20 protein-coding genes are annotated in these 21,611 nt (G+C 42.1%); 1 reads left to right on the forward strand and 19 read right to left on the reverse strand.

The window, feature by feature from the left end; genetic code table 11:
- Position 1: 1 nt before the first annotated feature.
- Entirely contained in the window at positions 2–1,009 is a 1,008-nt protein-coding gene (locus tag KQI87_RS14395; protein WP_216460737.1) for an ABC transporter permease, read from the reverse strand.
- Positions 1,002–2,510 (reverse strand): sugar ABC transporter ATP-binding protein, encoded by a 1,509-nt coding sequence (locus tag KQI87_RS14400; RefSeq protein WP_216460738.1) that lies wholly within the window; start codon positions 2,508–2,510, stop codon positions 1,002–1,004. Before KQI87_RS14400 ends, KQI87_RS14395 begins: the two co-directional genes overlap by 8 nt.
- A gap of 342 nt (positions 2,511–2,852) precedes the next feature.
- On the opposite strand from KQI87_RS14400, the gene KQI87_RS14405 reads away from it, so the two are divergent.
- The gene (locus KQI87_RS14405) at positions 2,853–3,956 is read left to right on the forward strand and encodes an aldose epimerase family protein (protein ID WP_216460739.1); all 1,104 of its coding nucleotides are present in this window, start codon (positions 2,853–2,855) and stop codon (positions 3,954–3,956) included.
- 84 nt (positions 3,957–4,040) lie between these two features.
- On the opposite strand, the gene KQI87_RS14410 is transcribed toward KQI87_RS14405, so the two are convergent.
- The 17 genes from KQI87_RS14410 to KQI87_RS14490 all read right to left on the reverse strand — a co-directional run bounded on the left by KQI87_RS14410 (position 4,041) and on the right by KQI87_RS14490 (position 21,609).
- On the reverse strand, positions 4,041–4,343 hold the full coding sequence (locus tag KQI87_RS14410) for a hypothetical protein (RefSeq protein WP_330655891.1): 303 nt from the start codon (positions 4,341–4,343) through the stop codon (positions 4,041–4,043).
- 211 nt (positions 4,344–4,554) lie between these two features.
- A complete protein-coding gene (locus tag KQI87_RS14415) occupies positions 4,555–5,550 on the reverse strand; it encodes a D-alanyl-D-alanine carboxypeptidase family protein (protein WP_330655892.1) in 996 nt (331 codons plus the stop codon).
- Between the two features lie 181 nt (positions 5,551–5,731).
- A complete protein-coding gene (rplA, locus tag KQI87_RS14420) occupies positions 5,732–6,424 on the reverse strand; it encodes a 50S ribosomal protein L1 (RefSeq protein ID WP_216460740.1) in 693 nt (230 codons plus the stop codon).
- Positions 6,425–6,485: 61 nt separating this feature from the next.
- Positions 6,486–6,911, reverse strand: coding sequence for a 50S ribosomal protein L11 (rplK, locus tag KQI87_RS14425; protein WP_008705378.1), 426 nt, complete (start codon positions 6,909–6,911; stop codon positions 6,486–6,488).
- A 70-nt stretch (positions 6,912–6,981) separates the two neighbouring features.
- Complete coding sequence (gene nusG, locus KQI87_RS14430) at positions 6,982–7,497, reverse strand: transcription termination/antitermination protein NusG (protein WP_118509998.1); 516 nt, start codon at positions 7,495–7,497, stop codon at positions 6,982–6,984.
- 15 nt (positions 7,498–7,512) lie between these two features.
- Positions 7,513–7,722, reverse strand: coding sequence for a preprotein translocase subunit SecE (gene secE, locus KQI87_RS14435; protein WP_216460741.1), 210 nt, complete (start codon positions 7,720–7,722; stop codon positions 7,513–7,515).
- Between the two features lie 52 nt (positions 7,723–7,774).
- Entirely contained in the window at positions 7,775–7,924 is a 150-nt protein-coding gene (rpmG, locus tag KQI87_RS14440; protein ID WP_025578252.1) for a 50S ribosomal protein L33, read from the reverse strand.
- 304 nt (positions 7,925–8,228) lie between these two features.
- Positions 8,229–10,076 carry a sensor domain-containing diguanylate cyclase gene (locus tag KQI87_RS17055; RefSeq protein ID WP_216460742.1) on the reverse strand — a complete coding sequence of 616 codons (1,848 nt, stop codon included), beginning with the start codon at positions 10,074–10,076 and terminating at the stop codon, positions 8,229–8,231.
- Positions 10,077–10,245: 169 nt separating this feature from the next.
- Complete coding sequence (locus KQI87_RS14450) at positions 10,246–10,668, reverse strand: hypothetical protein (RefSeq protein ID WP_216460743.1); 423 nt, start codon at positions 10,666–10,668, stop codon at positions 10,246–10,248.
- Positions 10,652–11,908, reverse strand: a complete 1,257-nt coding sequence (locus KQI87_RS14455; RefSeq protein ID WP_216460744.1) for a BTAD domain-containing putative transcriptional regulator — start codon at positions 11,906–11,908, stop codon at positions 10,652–10,654. Before KQI87_RS14455 ends, KQI87_RS14450 begins: the two co-directional genes overlap by 17 nt.
- 27 nt (positions 11,909–11,935) lie before the next feature.
- A complete protein-coding gene (locus KQI87_RS14460) occupies positions 11,936–12,094 on the reverse strand; it encodes a hypothetical protein (protein ID WP_216460745.1) in 159 nt (52 codons plus the stop codon).
- Positions 12,095–12,225: 131 nt separating this feature from the next.
- Positions 12,226–12,963: an SDR family NAD(P)-dependent oxidoreductase gene (locus KQI87_RS14465; RefSeq protein ID WP_216460746.1), complete on the reverse strand. Its 738-nt coding sequence runs from the start codon at positions 12,961–12,963 to the stop codon at positions 12,226–12,228.
- A 187-nt stretch (positions 12,964–13,150) separates the two neighbouring features.
- Positions 13,151–14,893, reverse strand: coding sequence for a thiamine pyrophosphate-binding protein (locus tag KQI87_RS14470; protein ID WP_216460747.1), 1,743 nt, complete (start codon positions 14,891–14,893; stop codon positions 13,151–13,153).
- Positions 14,894–14,904: 11 nt separating this feature from the next.
- Positions 14,905–16,065: a LicD family protein gene (locus KQI87_RS14475; RefSeq protein ID WP_216460748.1), complete on the reverse strand. Its 1,161-nt coding sequence runs from the start codon at positions 16,063–16,065 to the stop codon at positions 14,905–14,907.
- A gap of 120 nt (positions 16,066–16,185) precedes the next feature.
- Positions 16,186–18,480, reverse strand: a complete 2,295-nt coding sequence (locus tag KQI87_RS14480) for a LicD family protein (RefSeq protein WP_216460749.1) — start codon at positions 18,478–18,480, stop codon at positions 16,186–16,188.
- Positions 18,481–18,483: 3 nt separating this feature from the next.
- Entirely contained in the window at positions 18,484–19,785 is a 1,302-nt protein-coding gene (locus KQI87_RS14485; protein ID WP_216460750.1) for an adenylyltransferase/cytidyltransferase family protein, read from the reverse strand.
- 318 nt (positions 19,786–20,103) lie between these two features.
- A complete protein-coding gene (locus KQI87_RS14490) occupies positions 20,104–21,609 on the reverse strand; it encodes an acyltransferase family protein (RefSeq protein WP_216460751.1) in 1,506 nt (501 codons plus the stop codon).
- Between the last annotated feature and the right edge of the window lie 2 nt (positions 21,610–21,611).

The raw sequence follows: 21,611 nt of genomic DNA on the forward strand, positions 1-21,611 counted from the left end.
ATTATTTGATGTTTTTCATGCTTGCTTCGAGAAGTTCTTTCTCACGTCTTTCCTTACGGATAAAGTCAGATGTCAGAGCGAAGAGAAGAAGTGCACCTCTTGCTACATACTGCCAGAATGTAGATACATTTACCATGATCAGACCTGTGTTAAATGCCTGGATCAGGATAACACCAAGGATTGTACCAAACATATCACCTACACCACCGGCAAAGTAAACACCGCCGAGGATAACTGCTGTGATGGCATCAAACTCAAGGTTGACGTTAGCTGCCGGCTGTCCGGAGTTCATACGTGAGGAGAATACGATTCCACCTACTGCTGTCAAAGCTCCAATGATAACGAAGCAGCTTGTAATGATTCTCTTAGGGTTCAGGCCTGCAAGTCTTGCAGCTTCCTGGCTTCCGCCGATTGCATATACACTACGTCCGAATTTTGTTTTGGAAAGGATAAATCCAAAGATTACAAATGCAAGGATCATTAACCATACAGATACTGGAATTGTCAGGAATCTTGCTTTTCCGATTGCCAGGTAAGTTTTGTTGCTGATAGAAATTGGTTTACCATCGCAGATGATATAGGCAAATCCACGCATAATGTTCTGTGTTACCAGTGTTGCGATAAACGCTTCCAGTTTAATCTTGTTGACCATCCATGCATTAAAGAAACCTGTTGCAATACCTGCCAGTAAAACAACTGCAACTGTCAGGATAAACGGAACATTCTTGGAAAGTAACAGCGCTGCAAGTGTTCCGCAGAAAGCTGCCAGAGAACCAGGTGACAGGTCGTTCTGTCCGGCGATGATCAGGTATGTATGTCCGACTGCTACCAGACCAACCAGTGAAGCGGCAACCATCAGGTTAACCATGTTCGCCCAAGTCAGAAAGTTCTTATTCAAAAATGTAAATAATGCAAATACAATGATGATCGCTACGATCAGGATCAGCTTGTCTCCGCCGATCTTATTTAAAATACCATTTTTTTCTTTTTTAGTTTCAATATTACTCATTTGCTTCCTCCCCCATCATTCCCAGGCTTAACAGTCTGTCTTCGGTCGCTTCTTCACGCATTACTTCACCGGAAATACGTAAGGATTTCATAACGATGATTCTGTCTGAAAGTCCGATAACTTCCGGCATTTCTGAAGAAATAAGGATTACGCCAAGTCCCTGTTTGGCGAATTTACAAATCATATTGTAGAATTCGGATTTCGCACCTACGTCAATACCTTTGGTAGGCTCATCCAAGATCAGGACTTTCGGATTTGTTGCAATTCCTCTGGCTACGATGCATTTCTGCTGGTTACCACCAGAAAGCTCTACGATTTTCTTGTCCGGAGATGGTGTTTTTACTTTAAATTCACGGATTCCCCAGTCAGCTTCCTCAGCTTCTTTCTTCTTATCGATCACACCAAGTTTATTTGAGTTCTTATCCATCAGTGCGATGTTGATATTTCCTGCAATACTCAGGTTACTGAGAATTCCCTGAAGCTTACGATCCTCAGGTACCAGTACGATACCATTATCCATAGCTTCTTTTGGTGAGCGGTTGACAATCTTCTTACCTTCCAGATAAACCTCTCCTGTTTTCATCTTGTCCGCACCGATGATTGCTCTCATCAGTTCTGTTCTTCCTGCTCCTACCAGACCGGAGAAACCAAGAACTTCGCCTTTATGAAGAACAAATGAGTTCTCTTTGACATAATCAGAAGATACACCTTTGACTTCCAGAAGGACATCTCCGATTTTGTCGTTTCTGTCCAGGTTCTTAAAGATATCTCCCAGATCACGACCAACCATCATTCTGATCAGCTGCTGTTCCGGAACTTCTTTTGTAATGACTGTGTCTACGTAATGTCCATCTTTAAAGATTGCAACTTTATCTGCGATCTGCTGAATTTCTTTCATACGATGAGATACGTAAATGATGATCTTGCCCTGTGCTTTCAGCTTTGCAATGATCTCAAAAAGACTGTCGATCTCTGCGTCACTTAAACTGGCTGTCGGTTCATCAAAGCATATAACCTTGAGGTTCTCACGGCTATAGGCTTTCATGATCTCGACCATCTGCTGATATGCAATACTTAAATCTTTAACTTTGGTAGTCGGTGAGATTGGAAGACCGAAATCATCTATGATCTTCTGTGCCATCTGGTTTGCTTTTGCCTTATCAATAATTCCGAACTTCTTTGAAGGCATACGTCCCAGATAGATGTTCTCTGCAACACTCAGTTCCAGCAGAATCTGACGTTCCTGATATATTACACTGATTCCTTCCTGAATTGCTTCATGAGGGGAACTGAAATGTTTCTGAACACCATCCAGAAGGTATTCACCTTTGGTTGGTTGATAATCTCCATTGAGAACTTTCAGCAATGTGGATTTTCCGGCACCGTTCTCGCCAAGGAACGCAAGTACCTCTCCGCCATATGCTTTGAAACATATATTATCCAGCGCTTTTACACCAGGGAAATACTTAGAGATATTTTTAAACTCGAGTACACTGCTCATGTGCTTTCCCTCCTCTTTTCTTATCTGAGTCTTATTATAGGCTTACAACCCCTCTATTGCATTACTTGAAATTGCTATGGAGTTTTAAAAAATTGCTGTTTTTGTGTAGATTGTCTATTATTTCACGAATTTGTTTTTGTTTTTATGCAGTTTTTACATTTTATTCTTTCTCTTTTTGTGCATTTCTATTTTTCAGATTTCTATTTCTTTATCTGTTTCCGTCATTTTTATTTACTATTTTTCATTTTTCCTTGAAAAATCGCTGTTTTTACGTTACATTAAGATTAGTTAATATAATAGAACGCACGAAATAAATCATAACATGAAAGTGAGGACAATTCTATGATTATCGAAAAAAATACTAATAAATCTCCTTTTTTCGACATCTGCAAGGAATATAATACTGTCAAATTGACCTGTAATGACGGTTTTTCAGTAATTTTATGCTCAGTTGGAGCTTCTATAAGACAGATTCTTTTTCCAACTTCTGATGGTGTCTTAAAAAATATTGCGCTTGCCTTCGACCAGGATTCTGCTTATTTTGGCAATTCACTGTATGCAGGTGCTACCCTTGCACCATGCGCCGGACGCATTTCACAGGGAAAGCTTCCGATAAATGGTACAGTCTATTCTTTGTCATTGAATGAGAATAATACCAATACTCTTCATGGTGGATTTCATAATGCTTCGTTTAAGAATTGGGGACTTGTTTCTGCTGAAGTTAATAATGATATCGCTGTTGTAGTCTTTAAGATCGTATTAGAAGACGGCTTAGACGGATTTCCTGGAAACAGAGAAATAAAAGCTGTTTATACTCTGCAAAAAAATCATACTCTGACTTTAAGATATGAGGCAGTTTCTGATAAAGATACTTACTTTAATATTTCTAATCATACGTACTTTAATCTGACAGGTGACTTTTCCAAATCCGCGCTGGATCACAAACTGCAGATACAGGCAGATCGATATATCCTGAATACGCCTGAATTTACTCCTGAAGGTATTTCTAAAGTAGATGGAACACCGTTTGATCTGCGTCAACCTGCTGTACTTCAGGAGCAGATCAAAGCTTATCCAAATGATATACAGATCAAAAGAAATCGGGGATATAATCATGAATATATCTTAAATCATAATATTTCTGCAACATCCCTGACTGCTCCGGCAACGGACAATAAACCTGACCTGAGCTGTACCTCACCGGATGGCTCTCTGGAACTTCAGATCAGCTCGGATTCTCCTTGTGTTGTCGTTTACTCCGGAGGATATTTCGAAACCGGAATAGAATTAAAAGAAGGCCAGACCACAAGCCCTGATTGCGCCCTCGCCTTCGAATTCCAGGATTATCTGGATGCACCGGGTGGGCATGGATTCCCTTACAATATTGTTCATGCAGGAGAATCATGGACGAGAGAAATATGTTATCGCTTCCTGAAACATTCATAACCTACACATAACGCAAACAGGGGGTGTCTGAAAAATAGACATTCCCCCTGTTCTTTATCCGTTGGTATTTTCATTATTAGGCGCTTAACTATGTCTCCGCTCAAGCTGAGTAATCCGATCTGTCAGAGAATTAAGTTTAAACTCATCAACAAGCATTTTATTCATCCATACGGTAAATCTATCCATCTGATTAATCAGGCTCAAATGACTCTCTGCAAGAAGAGAAATATTTCTGTCCGTTACATTCTCTAAATGTCGTCTAAGATTTGCAAAGTTATTCCTCGTCTCTTCTTCAAAACGCTCCTGATGTTCTCCCATTCGATCCATTCGAGTTACAAGCCCTTTGACCTCTGCCAAAACAGCTTCCAGTATTTGTCTGTCTGTCACCAGTTCCACCTCCTTTATAGTCCGTATCGTTCTTTTGTATGTGAATGATTATATCACATCTATTACAACACGTCTATTAAGAATCCATAAACATTTGCCCATGTAGATGTCTGATGGTTACTGTTCAAATACTACTATTCCGCGAGGTGTTTTGGCATATATATGTCAAAATCCCGAGACATACAGTGCTACTTACTTATAGCCTGGTACTTTATTCGTTATTATTCAACTTCTCCTCAATCGCCTCACCAACCCTGTTATAAATAGTCACCGCATCCTGTATATGCGGAATCGTATTTCCATCCGCTCCGGAAGCGCCTGCGGAAACAAAGATATACTCTCTTCCCTCAATCTCCGCAAAACTAGCCAGGCAATGTCCTGCCTCACTGGTATAGCCGGTCTTGCCGCCGAGGATTTTTCCACCTGTGACGGTCGGATCAGAGAGGTTTTTAAACATTGTACTGTAATAAGTGATGCCATCCGGGTGGATATTGGTAACTCCGGTGGAATGTCTGGAACTCTCCACAATCTCACGGAACGTATCATTCTTAATACAATACTTCATCAACACCACAATATCCTTAACCGTACTATAATGATCCGGGTTATGCAGTCCTGTGGAATCGCAGAAGTGTGTATTATCCATTCCAAGCTTCTTAGCCTTCTTATTCATCAGCTCCGCAAAATCCGCCTCAGAACCACTGATCGTATCCGCCAGTGCAATACAGCACTCGGCCCCCGATGGCAGCATCGCACCATACAGCAGATCGATCACCCTGACATTCTCTCCCGGCTGAAAACCTGCCTGTGTCGCATCCTGCTCATACAACCCCGCAAACATCTCATCCGTCAGTGTAATCTCCTCATCCAGATCCTTCAGATTCTCAATGGCAACGATCACCGTCATGATCTTCGTCATAGAAGCCGGATAAATCTGCTCATCACCATTGATCTCTCCCAGGATCTTACCTCCCCGCGCCTGCATCAGGATTGCATTCGGACTGTTGATCCCACTGATATCCACTTCCTTCAGAACCGGCTGCTCAAACTGTTCAAACCAGTCCTTCACACCCTTGTTCCATCCAATCATAATGACCAGAGCACAGATAATAATCACCTCAGCAAACACACAAGCCACAATCCTGCCCCTGTATCTCCACGCATAACTTCTCCCACTTTTCTTCTTTCCACGTCTCCTCGCTGCCAAACTAACTCCTCCTGTCTGCTTCTACATCATTGCTTAGCATACAATAAATATATCTAGCCAATCTCTAATTCACCCCCTACTATACCACACTCCCTAAAAACATTGTAACCCCATTCTTCTCGCGAGAACGCAAAAAGACCCCCGGAGAAATTCTCCGAGAGTCTTAAATTGCTAAAATCTATTATGCTAATTTCATTGGGTTGATCTTCACACCAGGTCCCATTGTCGGAGCGATTACAACGCTCTTTAAATACTGACCTTTCAGTGTGCTTGGTCTAGCCTTAACGATAGCATCGATCAGCGTCTGGAAGTTGTCGCTTAACTGTTCTTCTGTAAAGGATGCTTTACCAACCGGAACATGAATGATGTTGGTTTTATCAAGACGGTACTCAATCTTACCTGCTTTGATATCGTGAACTGCTTTAGTAACGTCCATTGTTACTGTACCAGCTTTCGGGTTTGGCATTAAACCTTTCGGTCCAAGTACACGACCAAGACGACCTACAACACCCATCATATCTGGAGTTGCAACAACAACGTCAAAGTCTAACCATCCTTCATTCTGGATCTTCGGAATAAGTTCCTCAGCTCCTACGAATTCAGCACCTGCTGCTTTTGCTTCTTCAGCTTTAGCATCTTTAGCGAATACTAAAACACGAACTTTTTTACCAGTACCATGTGGCAGAACTACTGCACCACGGATCTGCTGGTCTGCATGACGTCCATCGCAGCCTGTACGGATATGAACTTCGATAGTTTCGTCAAATTTAGCAACTGCAGCTTTTTTAACTAAGCTGATAGCTTCTGCGGTATCATATAATGTAGCGCGGTCTACTGCTTTAGCAGCTTCCACGTATTTCTTTCCTCGTTTCATTTCTATAACCTCCTGTGGTATTTGCGGGGAACGCCCTCCCACTTACTATTTAATATTAAAATTAATCAACTACTTCGATTCCCATACTTCTTGCAGTACCAGCGATCATGCTCATAGCTGCTTCGAGGGATGCTGCATTTAAGTCTTTCATCTTAAGTTCAGCGATTTCCTGAACCTGAGCTTTAGTAACCTTAGCAACTTTTGTCTTGTTCGGTACGCCGGAACCGGATTTAATCTTAGCAGCTTTCTTAAGAAGAACTGCAGCCGGCGGAGTTTTGGTTATGAAGCTGAAACTTCTGTCTGCATAAACAGTGATAACTACAGGAATGATTAAGTCTCCCTGATCTGCTGTTCTTGCATTGAACTCTTTTGTGAACTGAACGATATTTACACCGTGCTGTCCAAGAGCTGGACCTACAGGTGGTGCTGGAGTTGCTTTACCAGCCGGAATCTGTAATTTGATATATCCTGTTACTTTCTTTGCCATTTTTCGGCACCTCCTATGTGGTATTGGCGGGGGTTTATGGTCCCTCCCACGATATTGTTACCTTTGCTTGTTACATCTGTTTGATTTCTGCGAAACTAATTTCTACCGGCGTTTCGCGGCCGAAAAGTTCAACATTGATCGTTGCTGTCTGTTTCTGCACATTGAGGGCAGTGATAACACCAACGGTATCTTTCCAGGCACCGCCTGTGACAACAACTGTATCACCCTCTGCGAAATCTACCTGAATATCCTCATTCTGGATACCAAGAGGAAGCATCTCTTCCTCAGTTAACGGTACCGGCTTGGACCCTGGTCCAACGAAGCCTGTTACACCTCTGGTGTTACGGACAACATACCATGTATCGTCATTCATAACCATGTTGAGAAGTACATAGCCAGGAAACATTTTCTTCTGAACCTGTTTCACAGTTCCGTTCTTCAGCTCGGATACTTCCTGTAAAGGAACACGAACTTCAAGGATCTGATCTTCCAGGTGTCGGTTTTCGATGGTTTTTTCAATGTTGGCTTTTACTTTGTTTTCATACCCGGAATAAGTATGAACAACATACCATTTCGCTTCTGACATACAATCACCTTATCCTTATTTCATTAAAAGATTAATGCCTTCGAGAATAAATGAATCCATTACGCTGATCAGTACGCAAAGCACGATTGATACACACACAACCACGATGGTCTGTTTGATCAAAGTGCTGCGGTCTGTCCAGACGATCTTCTTGAATTCTGATTGAAGTCCCTGAAACCAACTCTTCTTCTGGCTCTTGCCAGCAGATTTTTCATTTCCTTGCATAGCCTGACCTCACAATTCTCTGTGAGTAACTGTTTCGTCCAGTTACCTTGGATTACTTTGTTTCCTTATGCAGAGTGTGTTTGCGGCAGAACTTACAATATTTCTGAGTTTCCATTCTTTCAGGATGGTTCTTTTTCTCCTTAGTCATATTGTAGTTACGCTGCTTGCACTCGGTACATGCTAATGTAATCTTAACGCGCACAACTTCCACCTCCAGTGTTTTCATTTGCATGGTCGTTTTTCTCACGCCTGACGATGTATCCGTCATCTTTTTCGGGCATAAAAAAAAGACCTAACTTCCATGTCGCTTGTCAAGTTTATCACACATGACATGCTCAAGTCAAGTCTTTTCTTATATTTATGCCTATATTTTATCGCGTATTTTTCGCATTTAGAATCTCTTGAAAAATCAGGAAGATCATTTTGCAGATATCAGAAAACATATTCTCTATATTCCGCCAAAATATGACGCTTTCTCCCTGAAACTCTCTGAATCCGCCAGTACATCAGATTGATTTCTCCGCGATATGATAGGATCCTTTAAATGTTCTCTTCACCTGATACAAACACTTATCTGCTTCCTCATACAGTTCCTGGAACGTCGCTCCGGCTCTCTCTGTAGTAACGATTCCCATGGATGCCGAGATCATTACAGACTTGTCGTCTTTTTCATAGTTAATATGAAGTTTTGCAGAAAGCCTCTGCAAACTCTCTTCCGCATCCTGTCTGGGCATATTTGGCATGAAAACTACGAATTCATCACCCCCCAGTCGACAGACAACATCCTTTGCCCTGCAATGTTTCTGCATGGTAAGAACCACTTCATAGAGTGCCTTATCGCCCCACATATGACCAAGCACATCATTTAGTGTCTTGAAATTATCCAGGTCTGCAATAGTGAAAGTATGTACACATCCCTCATCCGGTGCATTCTCCAGAAGCTGGTTGATCATCGCCGTACCTGCTGCACGGTTCATCGCACCGGTCAGCAGATCCGTCATGGCTTCTTTCTGTAGTTTAAGCATATTATTCTCAAGACTGGTAATGTCCTCAATACTTCCAACCATACGGGAAACTTTTCCAGATTCATCATACAGATTCGTAGTATTAAACTGCAGGTATCTCAGTTTCCCTCCCGCACGTATTTTTACCTTTCGTGACCGGGATGTCTCCGATGAATCCACAGACTGCAAAATCTCCTCGATCACTGAACAGGTAGCCGGATTAATATCCCTGATTTTCTTAAGCAGTACCGGAATACTCAACTGTGCCTGATCCAGTCCCAGTTCCAGATATTTGTCATTCAGAAACTGTATCAATTCTGTTTCCACATCATAAGTAAAAACACATAAATCACTGTCTTTGGCAGTAATACGGTAAGTTTCTTCATTCAGTGTCAGCTGACGATTCAGATTTCGGATATAGACTCTGTCCTGTCTCTGAAAATGCAGATAAACCCCCGCAAACACAGCCAGTGCCAACAGAATCTTAATCGTCAGAAACAGTACATACCTCTGATATGTCCTGCCTGTCTTCAGTACATAATCTTTATCTATGATAGTTACCACATACAGATCATATCCCTTCACCGGGCTGATCACTGCCATCTTATTTCCATAATCGCTGTTAATCTCAAACGGAACAGTAACCCCTATCCGCGCTCTGAATTCGATCGTAGAAAGTGGAACACTCAACCCTCTCATTTCCAGATCTGCAAAAATATTACTGCCAAATGCCGCATCTGTATTTCTGCCAACTATACAGTCCCCATTACCATCAGCAATAAACATGCTCGTATATTTCGCACTCCTGCCGGACTGCTTAAATACACTCAGTCTGCTTCCGAAAAGCACTCCGCAGAGTACTCCTTCTGTTTCACCATCCCCGCCCTTCACAGGTACAGACAAAAGAACTCCATTGTCATAGGAACTGCTGCATTTTGCAAGGCCTCTGCCTCCTGCCATACTGGTCTGAAAATATTCCGTGTCTGAATAATCCCGACCAGTTTCCGCTGCAAAACCATCTTTACCTATAATGCGAAAATATTCAAACTCCGTTGCTTTCTCACTGAAATTCTCATAAAGCAAATCTCTGGTTTCCTTGTCATCCAAAGACATCTTGCTGATAAACTTCGCAGCATAATCCAGGATATCATAATACTTATCCGCTTTATACCGAACCAGGCTGGCATTCTGTTCCGTCCATTCTGTGATGAAATCGCGGGACTTGGATTTCTCCGCTTCCTTTACCGATGTATTAAAATTAATCGGCGCCCATGCAATGAAGATCACTGCAATGAGAGCTGTAAAAAATAAGATTCTCTTTCGCCTTTTTTTATTATCTGGCCTACTCACCTTTATACGCCTCCGCGCTCTACTTTTAACAGACATATGATGTCTATTCTCAATAACGGAAAACTTTTTTCCATTATATAAGTATTACGCACGGATGTCAAAGTTTATTGCCTGTTCATGCCAAAACACCTCTCTGGATAACAGCGCGTGAACAGTAACCTTCATCTTTCTATTTCGTCTGTCCGGAAATCTGCTTCAGAAGTTCAATCTCACTGATAAACTCTGAATCATTTCCCTGACTGTCAATATATATGCCCTGCCATCCGGATCTGCGGCGGCTGCTGACAATGATATATTCTGTTGAAATTCTTCCCTGCTTCTCCCGTAATTCTTCATCAGAAAAATGCAGTTCCGGATTATAAACGACACTACGGATTTCATCGGAAGCAAAACTTCTGCTCTCCTGATATGCCTGCGGACATCCCGCTTTATCAAACATGAGATCTGCCTTTACAAGCAGTTCTCCCAAATCCCGAAATTTAATCGCACTCGGAAATAATCTACAATAAGCTCTCCCTGCCCTGTTCTCTCCATTTCTCTCATCTGTACAGATGTATAAAGTACTGACAGGTAAATCACTTCTTTTTCTCATGAATCCATTCTGTCCCCCCTTTTCTCTCCAAAGGAAGTTCATTATGAATAGAGACCTCCCTCGTTTCTGCCTTTATCTGAATTCTGTTATTTCCCATAATCTTGTTGAAATTTACTGCAATGCGCTGGATTACTTTCTGTGCTGCCTCATAACTGCAGTAAGGAAGCATTACGACATACTGTTCATCACTGTATCTGGCTGCCACATCTCCCATTCTGAGATGGCGCCATAAGGTCAGCTGCAATTTATCTATGGCTTTTTTCCTATAATATTGAATTCTGGTCGGTTCCGTCTGCATTCTCTTCTCATCGATCACAACCGTCAGCAGGATCATAAACTCTGCAATCCCCGAGCGCAGAACACGTCGGGCTTCCAGTCTGTATATCTCCCGAAATACGGTATATTCACAGAAAAATACGCCATTTGGATCCTCCTCCTGGATTTCTCCATAGATATCATCCATGGTTGCCTGAGCAATATCCTTACTCATTCCAAGAATTTCATCATACAGTTCCCGCATCTTCTGGGATCTGTGCATTCCAAGTCTCTCATACAGAATCTTCATCGCTGTGTCATACTGTTTCAGGGCATTCTCAATATTTCCCTGTCCTACCCAGCTCTTGATAAGCCAATAGTGGGTATCTTCATTCAGTTCGTCACAGGACATCGCATATCCACAGACATTCTGAATCTTGTCATATGCATGTACACTACTGTACAGTTCACACAACTCATTTACCAATTTCATATATACAGAATGATGATAAGTATACCGTACAGACATCCAGGAGTCAGATGTCAGAACAGAAGTCTGAGGTTTCTCATAACAGGCAACCGCCTGTTCATATTTCCTGATCTGTTCATTTATATCCTTACTGCATTCTCTTGTCTGCTCTGCATAATACTTAAACTCTGACATATCACTTCGAAGTTCTATGTCATGATTCCATCCATATGTACCTGTTCCGGAAACAATATATTCCTCTGATCCCAGTTGTTTCAGCACACTGCGTACTCTATATACCAGGTTCTTAAGCGCACCAATGGGATTTGACGAACCGCCGTTTCCCCATATCAGCTCTCCCAGTTCTTCGGCACTGATCATCCGATCATGATTCAGCAGAAGATACGCCATAAGTTTCATTACTTTCTTTGAATGAATCGTTTCTTCATTCAGAGATGCAGTCCCACTCTCCAGACGGAATTCCCCGAAAAAATGTACTTTTACTGTTTGACTCATCGTCTCTTTCCCCCGTCAAATATGAATTCAGTTATCACTTTCTACTGCAGATTCCATCAATTTCATCAACTCCAGCGCACTGCGGAAAATCTCTTTCTTCTCTTTTTCCACCCACTGGACAGTTCCCTGCCAGGTACCTGATTCCGTATCTTTGATCTGCACGATAAATGTTTTCTCTTTCTTCATGTTAACCTCTATCTTCAATATAACATTTTTTCCAAATGTCTGCCCTGTCGGGAAATAATTTCAATAAGGCGCTCAAATATAAGTTTCCAGCGTAATAATAACTGCAACTATTACAATTCCAATCCTGTTTTTCAGAAGTAATCATACCCCCCATGGATATCCACAATACTTCCATTCATATAATTATTCGTAAGAATACTGTACGCCATATCTGCCACATCTTTAATCTCACCAAATCTGTGAAGTGCAATCTTGCGATTGATGCGGTCATAACTCTCCTGTGTACGATTCTCATGCCACGGAGTCTCTATAAATCCAGGTGCAATGGCATTGACTGTGATGCCTTTCGGCTCAAATTCCTTTACCAGAGATTTCGTCAGGAAATGAATTGCTGCCTTGGTCACACCATAAACCAGCGAAGAGGAATACGCCTGCTGTCCTGCATAAGATCCCATAAAGAGCACTCTTCCGCCTTCTGTCATCACCGGCATAAATTCTTTGATCATAAATACCGGCACTGACAGATTCGTGTTTACGATCTTATTCCACTCCTCAAAGGTATAATCCTGGAATTTGTCATAAGTGCTGATTCCCGCATTACTGATCAGCCAGTCTACATGTCCGGCTTTCTCCTTCACTTCTCCGACGAAATTCATCATCTCATCATAGGAAGACATATTCGCTTTCAGAATGATCAGTTTCTCCTGCTCTTCCGGTTTCAAACTGTCCCAGAATTCATTTGCCTTGTGCGCATTATGTGCATAAGTGGCAAAAATCAGATCATCTTTCTCTGAATTCGCCAGAATCTTCTCCACAATGCCGCGGCCGATTCCTGAAGTTCCGCCTGTAATTACTGTTACTTTGCTCATTTCTTACCTCTATTACTACCTATTGCTGTTTTATATCACTTTTAACAATACGCTTTTCAATATATAGGCGCGTATCATATTCAGACATCCTATAGATAGTGACATGTCAACAACACTGTTTATATTCTTATATTTCCATTTTTTCCAATGATGTTACGATTCACTCTTCATTCAACAGCGTCAATTCTTACAATTCCATCAGTCTGTCATAAACTTCCTTCGGTGCATACGGCTGCTGATTATGAATCGGCTCACCCAGACAAGTCTTCGGATATGCAAAAGTCCCATGCTCCAGCATAACTTCCAGAAGTTTCGGACCTTCCCCCTCCAGAAATTCCGGTGCCTCTTCTTTTACAGCATCACAATGCATTCTCAATGAAGCAATCCCATAAGCCTTCGCAACCTCTGAGAAATCACAGGATGCAAAACCACATCCATCTGTAGTTCCGGCAAAGAGGCAGTCAAAATAATCTCTCTGCAGATGCCGGATCATTCCCAGCGCTTCATTATTCATAACCATTATTTTAATAGGAAGATTCTCTCTCTTTACCCATTCCAGTTCCTGAATATTCATCTGTAAGGCACCATCACCACAGATACATGCGGTCGGTTTTCCAGTGGCATAATAAGCTCCGATCGCCGCCGGAAGTCCATATCCCATTGCACCATGTCCACCGGAAAAAAGAAGCTTCTGTCCTTCATGATTTTTAAATGACTGATAACTCCATACCATGTGCTGGCCTACATCAACTGCAATCGCTGAAGTATCTGTCAGCATGTCACTGAGATCCGCAATCATACGATTCGGATATCTCTCCGGTGTATTGTCATCCACTGCCTGAAGATTCTCTTTGATCTCATTGCAGACATTCAGCCACTCACTAATGCCCTCAGGCTCCGGACTGGACACTTTCGCCAGACAATCGATTACTGCGCCGGTCTCTGCCTGCAGTTTCAACTCATTCTCACCATTCTCATGAATATCTCTTTGAAGATTATACTGATCGATATCCACACGAATGATCTTCGCACCTTTCGCAAATTCATGAACCTTCGTTCCGATCTGTCTGGTACACATGGAAATTCCGAAACAGAGAAGCAGATCACTCTTGGCATTGGCGATCATATTTGCGTAGCGATGTCCATATGCACCGCCAATACATCCGAAGTTTAACGGATGCTCATAACCCAGCACAGATTTTGCCAGCACACTGGTAATGATCGGAATCTGTCTCTTCTGCGCAAATCGGATTAGTTTCTGCTGGCTTGCATAACTGTCCACGCCATGACCCAGCATAATCACCGGGCGCTTCGCCGCTTCCAGCGCTTCCAGAATCTTATCTGCCGCCTGCTGTGCCGCAGCTGCATCTGTGTGTTTATCCTCAAACACCATATCATAAACCGGATTCTCTACTTCACTTCTCTGAATATTCATGGGAAGGTCAATGAGAACCGGACCTCTGCGTCCTGTTGTCGCAATATGATAAGCCTTATTTAATTCCTCTACAATATCCTCCGGATTCCGGATCTGAACTGCATATTTCGTGATCGGTTTCGCCATTGCCACAATGTCCGTCTCCTGAAATCCCTGCTGACGAAGTCCCTCAATCCCGGAATATTCATAAGTATTCAACTGCCCTGTAAGAAAGATCACAGGCAGAGAATCATAATAAGCATCTGCCACACCACTTAAGAGATTCACCGCTCCCGGGCCGCTGGTAGCATAAGCACATGCACATTCCTCTTTCGCCTGAGCATAACCGCATGCTGCAAAAGCTGCACCCTGCTCATTATAGCTGGAATGATTCTCTGTCTCTGGATTTCTCTCAATAGAATCCACCACATGTGCGATCATTGTACCCTGATATCCAAAGAAATGGCTAATTCCTTTTTTCTGCAAAAATGTAACAATATAGTCTGAAAGTTTCATTTTACCTCCCGTCAGATCAGCATGCCGATCTTACCTCTCTGTACTGTTTTTCCAGTCTTTTCCAGTACGTCTATATAAATATCAAGAATCTCCTCATCCTCCGCGAAAAGCTCATTCTTCTGCAGACTCTTCTGCATCATCTTGAAATATGGGCGGAAAACCTTCTCAAGTGTCATATAGTCTTCATTCTTGTACAGGTTCTTGATATAATCCTTCTGTTTTTCATAAGAAACACCCAGGTTCATACGCTCCCCACAAAATTCAACATACTCCCAGCATTCATTGAAATACTCCTTATGTCTTCTGCTTCTCGCAAGCCTGCGACTGTTTCGCATACGATCCTTACTGTATTTCTCAAAATCTCCCACTTCTTTCCAGAACTGAGTATAGCTTACCCTCGCGCTGACTGCCAGTGCGATCGGTGTAACATACCTTGGTTCTGTAGCGTTCTTATAATTATTGCCATAAGTTACTGTCAGATATTCTGCCGTTTTAGCCGGAACCTGAAGTTCCACACCCTCCAGCATAACTCTCTTACTCTTGGCAAAAATTTCTGCCGGATAAACTGTCGTCTGCTTTCTTCTTTTAAGAATATATTTATCTGCTTTTGGCTGCTGATGCAGTCTGATAAATTTATCATATAGACGCGCTGCCTGTCTCTGACGTCCATTGATCAGACACTGCAGTCTCATCAACGTACGGTTTACCCTGCTCTTGAAATTTCTCTCCGCATAATTGATATGGCAAAGTTCTGTCCATGCATTCTCATCTCTGGAAAATCTGCGGTTTGCAGACGCAGAAGCCACCGGTGTCCTCAATGGAAAAATGTTGACTCCGATTCCCGGAAATGCATAATCTCTGGTGTTATCCATATTCAGGCAGAGAGTATCTGTATTCGTATACCTCAGATAGAATCCGGAGAACCATTTATGACTCTTCATGGATTCCAGCGCCCGTCTCTCTCTCGGATCTTCCTCCACCGCCTGACGAAAACGCTCCATCTCTGCCGTCTTCATCAGCACAACACCAAACATCGGATTCTGTGGAAAAGGATGCCCTTCCACTGTGCAGAGCGTCAGACGCGGTGAAAGAAAATATTCAATTTCATTCTTCTGGCATATTTCATCAATTTCCTGTAATAATGACAATATTACCTTTTGCTTCTTGTTCAACTCTATACTCCATTTCTATTCAGATTTTTGACTGTACGGATTACTATTCACTTTGTTCTCAGTAATCTGTAAGAAACACCTACATCCTGTGCACGGGCATCTCCCTGTCAAAAATATTTATCACACATTGCTGCTCACACTCTGAACAATCTGTTTAATTTCTTCAATACTTCCGTATTTATCCAGCCAGTTATCCAGCACCACTGTGATGTCTGTCTTCTTTGCAAAACTCTTCGCCTGCCTGCTTCCATCATTCAAGTCATTGATAAAGATACGGTATAATTCTGTCTTTACATAAGATGGCATCTGAGATTCCAGTGCTTTCTTATAATTAGCAAATGCCTCTCTGGTCTGTCCCTGTTTCATACGAACATCTCCTACCAGTTTGTATACGCAGGATTTCTCTTCTTTATTAAACTGTTTACTCCGTACTTGTTCTGCCAGCCATTCCAGTTCGCTTTCCTCACTGGTACACATAATCTGTGTACGAAGTTTTGCCAGTTCTTTGGAATATCCAAGTCTCTTCCATGCTCTGGTAAGCGCTTTTCTGTAATATTCTCTCTTCTTCTCCGGTGCTCTCTCTTCACTGACAGGAGTCAGCATCGAAACCTCAATTACTGCACAGATCTCATCGATCACTTTCTCAAGCTCACTCTGAGTGTGCGCACAGGCAACTTTCGCCATGTAAAATGCTCCCTGAATATCATCATCCTCTGGAATCAGCTGACTCCACAATTCCATCAGAGAAAGTGCGTCCTTCTTCCTGCGGCTTGCCAGAAGTTCTTCACAGTCTTTCAGAATCTCATCCTTATACTCCTTGAAGAATCTGTCCATCTCCATCCATACAATTCCGTTAGTTGTTTTCTCTTTTATCTGGAGATAAAGTTCTGCCGCTTTCTGCATCTCTCCATTCATCCAGAAAATATCCGCTTTATATTTCAGAAAATATCCGTCCTCCGGGAAAAGTTTGAGTGCTTTTTCCAGGAAACGTTCTGCTTCTATACGGTTCTCTCCCGCATTCTCCATAAGGAATCGACATTTGAATTTCATAAATCCAGGATGTCCCGGATAACGCTCCACAAGGTCCTCGACTATCTGCTGTGCTTCCTTCATGCGGTGGAACTCGTAATGATCTGCTGCTTTTCTGAAGAGTTCGATATCCTCCTTCAGTTTCTCCATCTCAGGAGAAAGATGATCCAGATTCTGGCGGATCTGCAGCATACGATATGCCTTTGACACACGTTCTGTATAAAAAAGTGTCAAAACACCCGCATAGAATATCTCATCCGGAATTTCCACAAGGATCGGATGATAAAATGCATAAATATTGGTATAGTCTTCTCTTCCTATGAAATCAGCACTTAACTGATTCTTATAATAAGAACCAAACAATGCACTCAGCTTACGAAAAGACCGGTTCTCAATCAATTCACTGATCTTCAGTCCGGATTCCTCAATAGCTCTCTGAAGATCCAGCGCTACTGCACGGGCTTTCATAGTCAGACCTTCCTGGCGTACCTTATGGCTCTTCTTTGCGATCCGCATATTGTAGAACTTGCGGAATACAGAATCCCTGCGAAGTTTACCTTTCTTGAGCTTTGGCATATATTCGTCACGAAACTCCTGATAAGGAAGCTCATCCACACAGACTGCCACGTGTCCCTCTCTGCTGTGATGCGGCGGCATATAAGACCACTCATCTCCATAATGCCAGATCAGATAATCACTGCATTTATTTGGGATCATTGCCTTCTGTCCCTCAAAAACGCCCTCTTTCACCGGAAACATCATATCTTTGTCAAAAAGAAACGGGCATCCGCCCCAGCGCATGGCATAGCGGTCACATTCCTCTTCATTATAGGAGAACATAATCTTCTCAAGCTTTGCCAGTGTTCTTTTTTTACCAAGAAAAATATAAGAAAGAAGATACTTCAGATACATGGATGCAGGTATCTCCCAGCGGTCACTGTAGCCTACCGAAATATTGATAAGATCTGAATAGATCATCATATGTGTTCTGTATTTCTCGTATTCTCTGTCATCTGCCGGAATCGGATCCAGTGTAAGAATGTCTATGATCTCTCCGCCGCAGTCCTTACCAATAATCTGGCTCTTGTGGATCGCGCAGGTATTGGTGGATGCATAGCGTGGAAATGAATTTGTATAATTTCTGTCCACTTCCGAACACTGTATCTCTCTGTTCGGGGGAAGCTCTGTCTTACAAATCTCTACAAACTTCTCCCAGTCCGAACGTGGCATATATAAGTCTACATCATCATCCCAGGGAACAAATCCCTCATGTCTGAGGGCTCCGATCAGGGAGCCTCCTGCCAGCACATATCTGAGATTATGTTCCCTGCAGATTTCATCAACCTCTCTGAAAAGCTTCAGGAGGTATTCCTGTTTCTCCGTCATGGGTTATCCTTTCTGATTAATTGTTTCCAAAATTTCTATTATTTTAACCGACTCATCATAGAAGAGCCGTGTACATTCTGTCCGTTTATCGCGGATCATGATCATCAGTTCCTGTAACAGGTAGCGGAAGCCATTTCCCTCAAAATTAAAACTATATCTCTTGAGAAATTCCTTTCCAGAAATATTAGCTTCGAAATAACCGGTATTCCACCAGTCATTTGGAATGGTAACCCTGCCATTGCTTCCAATAATCACAAGTTCATTTTCAATATCTACAGTTGTTCCAATCTCAATAGTTGCCAGCGCACTGGCATACTTCATCGTGATCATGTCATACACAAACTTACCACTTTGACTGCGGACTGCATTGGTATTAATGTCCTGATATTTCTTTCCCAGCAGCTTGATCACTGCGCAGATTGCTGTGCAGACAGTTTCGTTAAAAGTCTTGCCGCCTTCAAAATCATCCTGAGAAATGGCACATTTTACACTTACCATATCTCCCACCAGATTGCTGTGTATCAACCATACCAGCTGATTAAACGCACGCAGATAAACCAGAGTCATCCGATCGATCAGAACTACATGGTTCTCTCTTGCCACATCAAATAAATGACGCAGCTTCTCTGAGGAAAGAGACATCGGCGAATCACTGATCACATATTTTCCCTGTTTCAGTGCATGTTCAATGTATTCCACCCTCTTATTCAGAGAAGACTTAATATATACAATATCTACATCCGACAGAAACTCATCATAATCACTCCAGCAGGATCCCAGCTCATATTTATCGCAAAACTCCTGTGCTAGCTCCTGATTCTCACTAAATACCCGTTCTACATGAATACCGCTGACAAATTTGGATTCCTGAACAACGTCATTATCTTCAATATTGTCCGTCGCAATTCCCATATTAAAGATAACACCTTCGCTGCGAAGTTTTGTACTGGAAATATTCTTCGTCCGTTCCAGATAAACTACATCACAATAATTCTTAAGATAATCAAATTTACCCCGCCAATCAGAACCAACTACCAGAACATCAATATCATATTTAATAATGTCACTAACCTTCTGACCCTGGTATTCTTCAATAATGATCTCGTCTGCCAGACCGGTTCTTCGCACATTCTCAATTCTCTTGATCAGGCTGTCTCTCACATTGAGCTTTCCGCGTTCGATATCAAAGCTCTCACTTGTGACACCTACGATCAGATAATCGCCAAGTGCTTTCGCCCTCTTGATAATATTGTAGTGGCCCTTATGAAACAGATCAAAAGTGCCATATGTGATCACTCTTTTCATTCTCTCCGTTTAACTCCCAAAAAAATTTTACTGATTGTAACTGCTTTGTACCTTCACAATTACATCTGATTTACACTATAGATACTTTTATTATATCATACTTCCCAACTTACGTCACCTATCTGTTACCAGAATGTTAAATTAACGTTAAGAAAAAAATTACCTTTCACTCCTTGCCCAGCAGCACGCTTCGCAATGCACAGAATTTCTCTTTACCACGGTACAATCCTGTCCTGAGTAATTTCCTGCGGTATATAAAAAGACTTTGAAATACTGATATACTACCATTCACAGTATTCCAAAGTCCTCAGTTGTGTTTTATTCTTTTTCTTCAGGCTTCAGTTCATCTAAATCCAATGCATCCGGCGGAAGCTCATTTAACTGCAATTCCTCCTGCATCTCTTCTGACTGTACCGCATCTGCCTGTAAATTTCCTGAATTATTCTCCTGTTTCAGTTCATCCAACAGATCATTATTCTTCATATTTCTGGTTGTTTCTTCCAGCTCCTGGATCAGATCTTCAAGAGAAAGTAACTCTTCCTCCTCATTCTTAATCTGCTCATCCGGAATATCATCCAGATCATATTCCTCGATATCCAGATGATCCGTACCTGCTACATTACTGAAACCTTCATGTTTATCTGAGGTACGCTCCATCAGATCATCATCCAGATTAATCTTCTGCATATGACCATCCTGTTCGCTCTCAGAATCCAGCGTCGCTGCCAGTTCTTCAATCGCTTTCTTTCGTCTGAGAAGTTCATATTCATGATCCTCACGGTCATACTCCTCTTCCAGACCTTCATCTCTGACTGTCTTATCCTTCTTAATAAGAATAAATGCGATCAGATTCAGTACCCCTGTATACAGAAGATCTACCGGCAGACTTCCCAGAACAAGAACAAATACCAACGATACCCCAAGCAGTACCCAGACATTGTTCATCTCAGGGATCAGCAGAATATACAGACCATTCATAATGATCATGATCGGATAATGGAAGAAATAAATTCCCATCGTATGACGTCCCACATAAGTAAGCGGCAGCTTAATATCCGGCAATAGCGCAAGCAGCGTATAGATCAAGATAAAAGATACCAAGTACATCAGCAATCTGAGAATGATTCCTTCCGGGTCTGTCAGACCACAGAGTTTATATCCATGATTACCACGGAAAATTGCAATTCCCATATCATTAGTAATCATATAATTCGGTATTGCCCACAGCAGTACTGCGGAAATCGGAACCAACACCCATTTCCCCTTAAACTTACGAACTGCAGTGATATATTCACTCTTCCACAGATAACCAGCCACAAAGAATGGGAAAAATACCACAATTCTTGATGCAGACAGGAAAGTCGTAAACTCCGGTCTGGTTCCTGCCCATAATGCAATAGCAATGCTGATCGGAACGATAAATCTGATCTTGCCCAACGCTTCAATAGTAAGACGATAAATAAATAACGCCAGAATATACCACATAACCGTTCCGGTCGGTCTGAGGATCTCATAGTCTACAGACCTTCCCAGCCAGATCTGTGAATACCAGGTCAGAGTGTAGCCCAAAATATATGGGATCAGCAGATTCTTAAAATTCTTCAATGCATTCTGCGGCTTCTTGGACAGATATCCCGAAACAAAAATAAACGCAGGCATGTGGAAAATAGTGATCGCATACCACACATATCTTACCACAGTGTCTACCTTTACGAGGTTGAATGCAATAATATGGTTAAATACTACCAGAAAGATAAGCAATACCTTGAAATTATCGATCAGGTAGGAGTAAGGCACAGCCGGCCTCTCTTTCTTTATTCTCATAT

The sequence above is a fragment of the Blautia sp. MSJ-9 genome (assembly GCF_018919065.1).
GTDB lineage: Bacteria > Bacillota > Clostridia > Lachnospirales > Lachnospiraceae > Blautia_A.

What these genes read in the sequence shown, in the direction of transcription:
- KQI87_RS14395 (WP_216460737.1), bottom strand. Translation starts at nt 1,009, where the DNA reads ATGAGTAATATTGAAACTAAAAAAGAAAAAAATGGTATTTTAAATAAG.
- KQI87_RS14400 (WP_216460738.1), bottom strand. Translation starts at nt 2,510, where the DNA reads ATGAGCAGTGTACTCGAGTTTAAAAATATCTCTAAGTATTTCCCTGGT.
- KQI87_RS14405 (WP_216460739.1), top strand. Translation starts at nt 2,853, where the DNA reads ATGATTATCGAAAAAAATACTAATAAATCTCCTTTTTTCGACATCTGC.
- rplA (WP_216460740.1), bottom strand. Translation starts at nt 6,424, where the DNA reads ATGAAACGAGGAAAGAAATACGTGGAAGCTGCTAAAGCAGTAGACCGC.
- rplK (WP_008705378.1), bottom strand. Translation starts at nt 6,911, where the DNA reads ATGGCAAAGAAAGTAACAGGATATATCAAATTACAGATTCCGGCTGGT.
- nusG (WP_118509998.1), bottom strand. Translation starts at nt 7,497, where the DNA reads ATGTCAGAAGCGAAATGGTATGTTGTTCATACTTATTCCGGGTATGAA.
- secE (WP_216460741.1), bottom strand. Translation starts at nt 7,722, where the DNA reads ATGCAAGGAAATGAAAAATCTGCTGGCAAGAGCCAGAAGAAGAGTTGG.
- KQI87_RS14450 (WP_216460743.1), bottom strand. Translation starts at nt 10,668, where the DNA reads ATGAGAAAAAGAAGTGATTTACCTGTCAGTACTTTATACATCTGTACA.
- KQI87_RS14455 (WP_216460744.1), bottom strand. Translation starts at nt 11,908, where the DNA reads ATGAGTCAAACAGTAAAAGTACATTTTTTCGGGGAATTCCGTCTGGAG.
- KQI87_RS14460 (WP_216460745.1), bottom strand. Translation starts at nt 12,094, where the DNA reads ATGAAGAAAGAGAAAACATTTATCGTGCAGATCAAAGATACGGAATCA.
- KQI87_RS14465 (WP_216460746.1), bottom strand. Translation starts at nt 12,963, where the DNA reads ATGAGCAAAGTAACAGTAATTACAGGCGGAACTTCAGGAATCGGCCGC.
- KQI87_RS14470 (WP_216460747.1), bottom strand. Translation starts at nt 14,893, where the DNA reads ATGAAACTTTCAGACTATATTGTTACATTTTTGCAGAAAAAAGGAATT.
- KQI87_RS14480 (WP_216460749.1), bottom strand. Translation starts at nt 18,480, where the DNA reads ATGACGGAGAAACAGGAATACCTCCTGAAGCTTTTCAGAGAGGTTGAT.
- KQI87_RS14485 (WP_216460750.1), bottom strand. Translation starts at nt 19,785, where the DNA reads ATGAAAAGAGTGATCACATATGGCACTTTTGATCTGTTTCATAAGGGC.
- KQI87_RS14490 (WP_216460751.1), bottom strand. Translation starts at nt 21,609, where the DNA reads ATGAGAATAAAGAAAGAGAGGCCGGCTGTGCCTTACTCCTACCTGATC.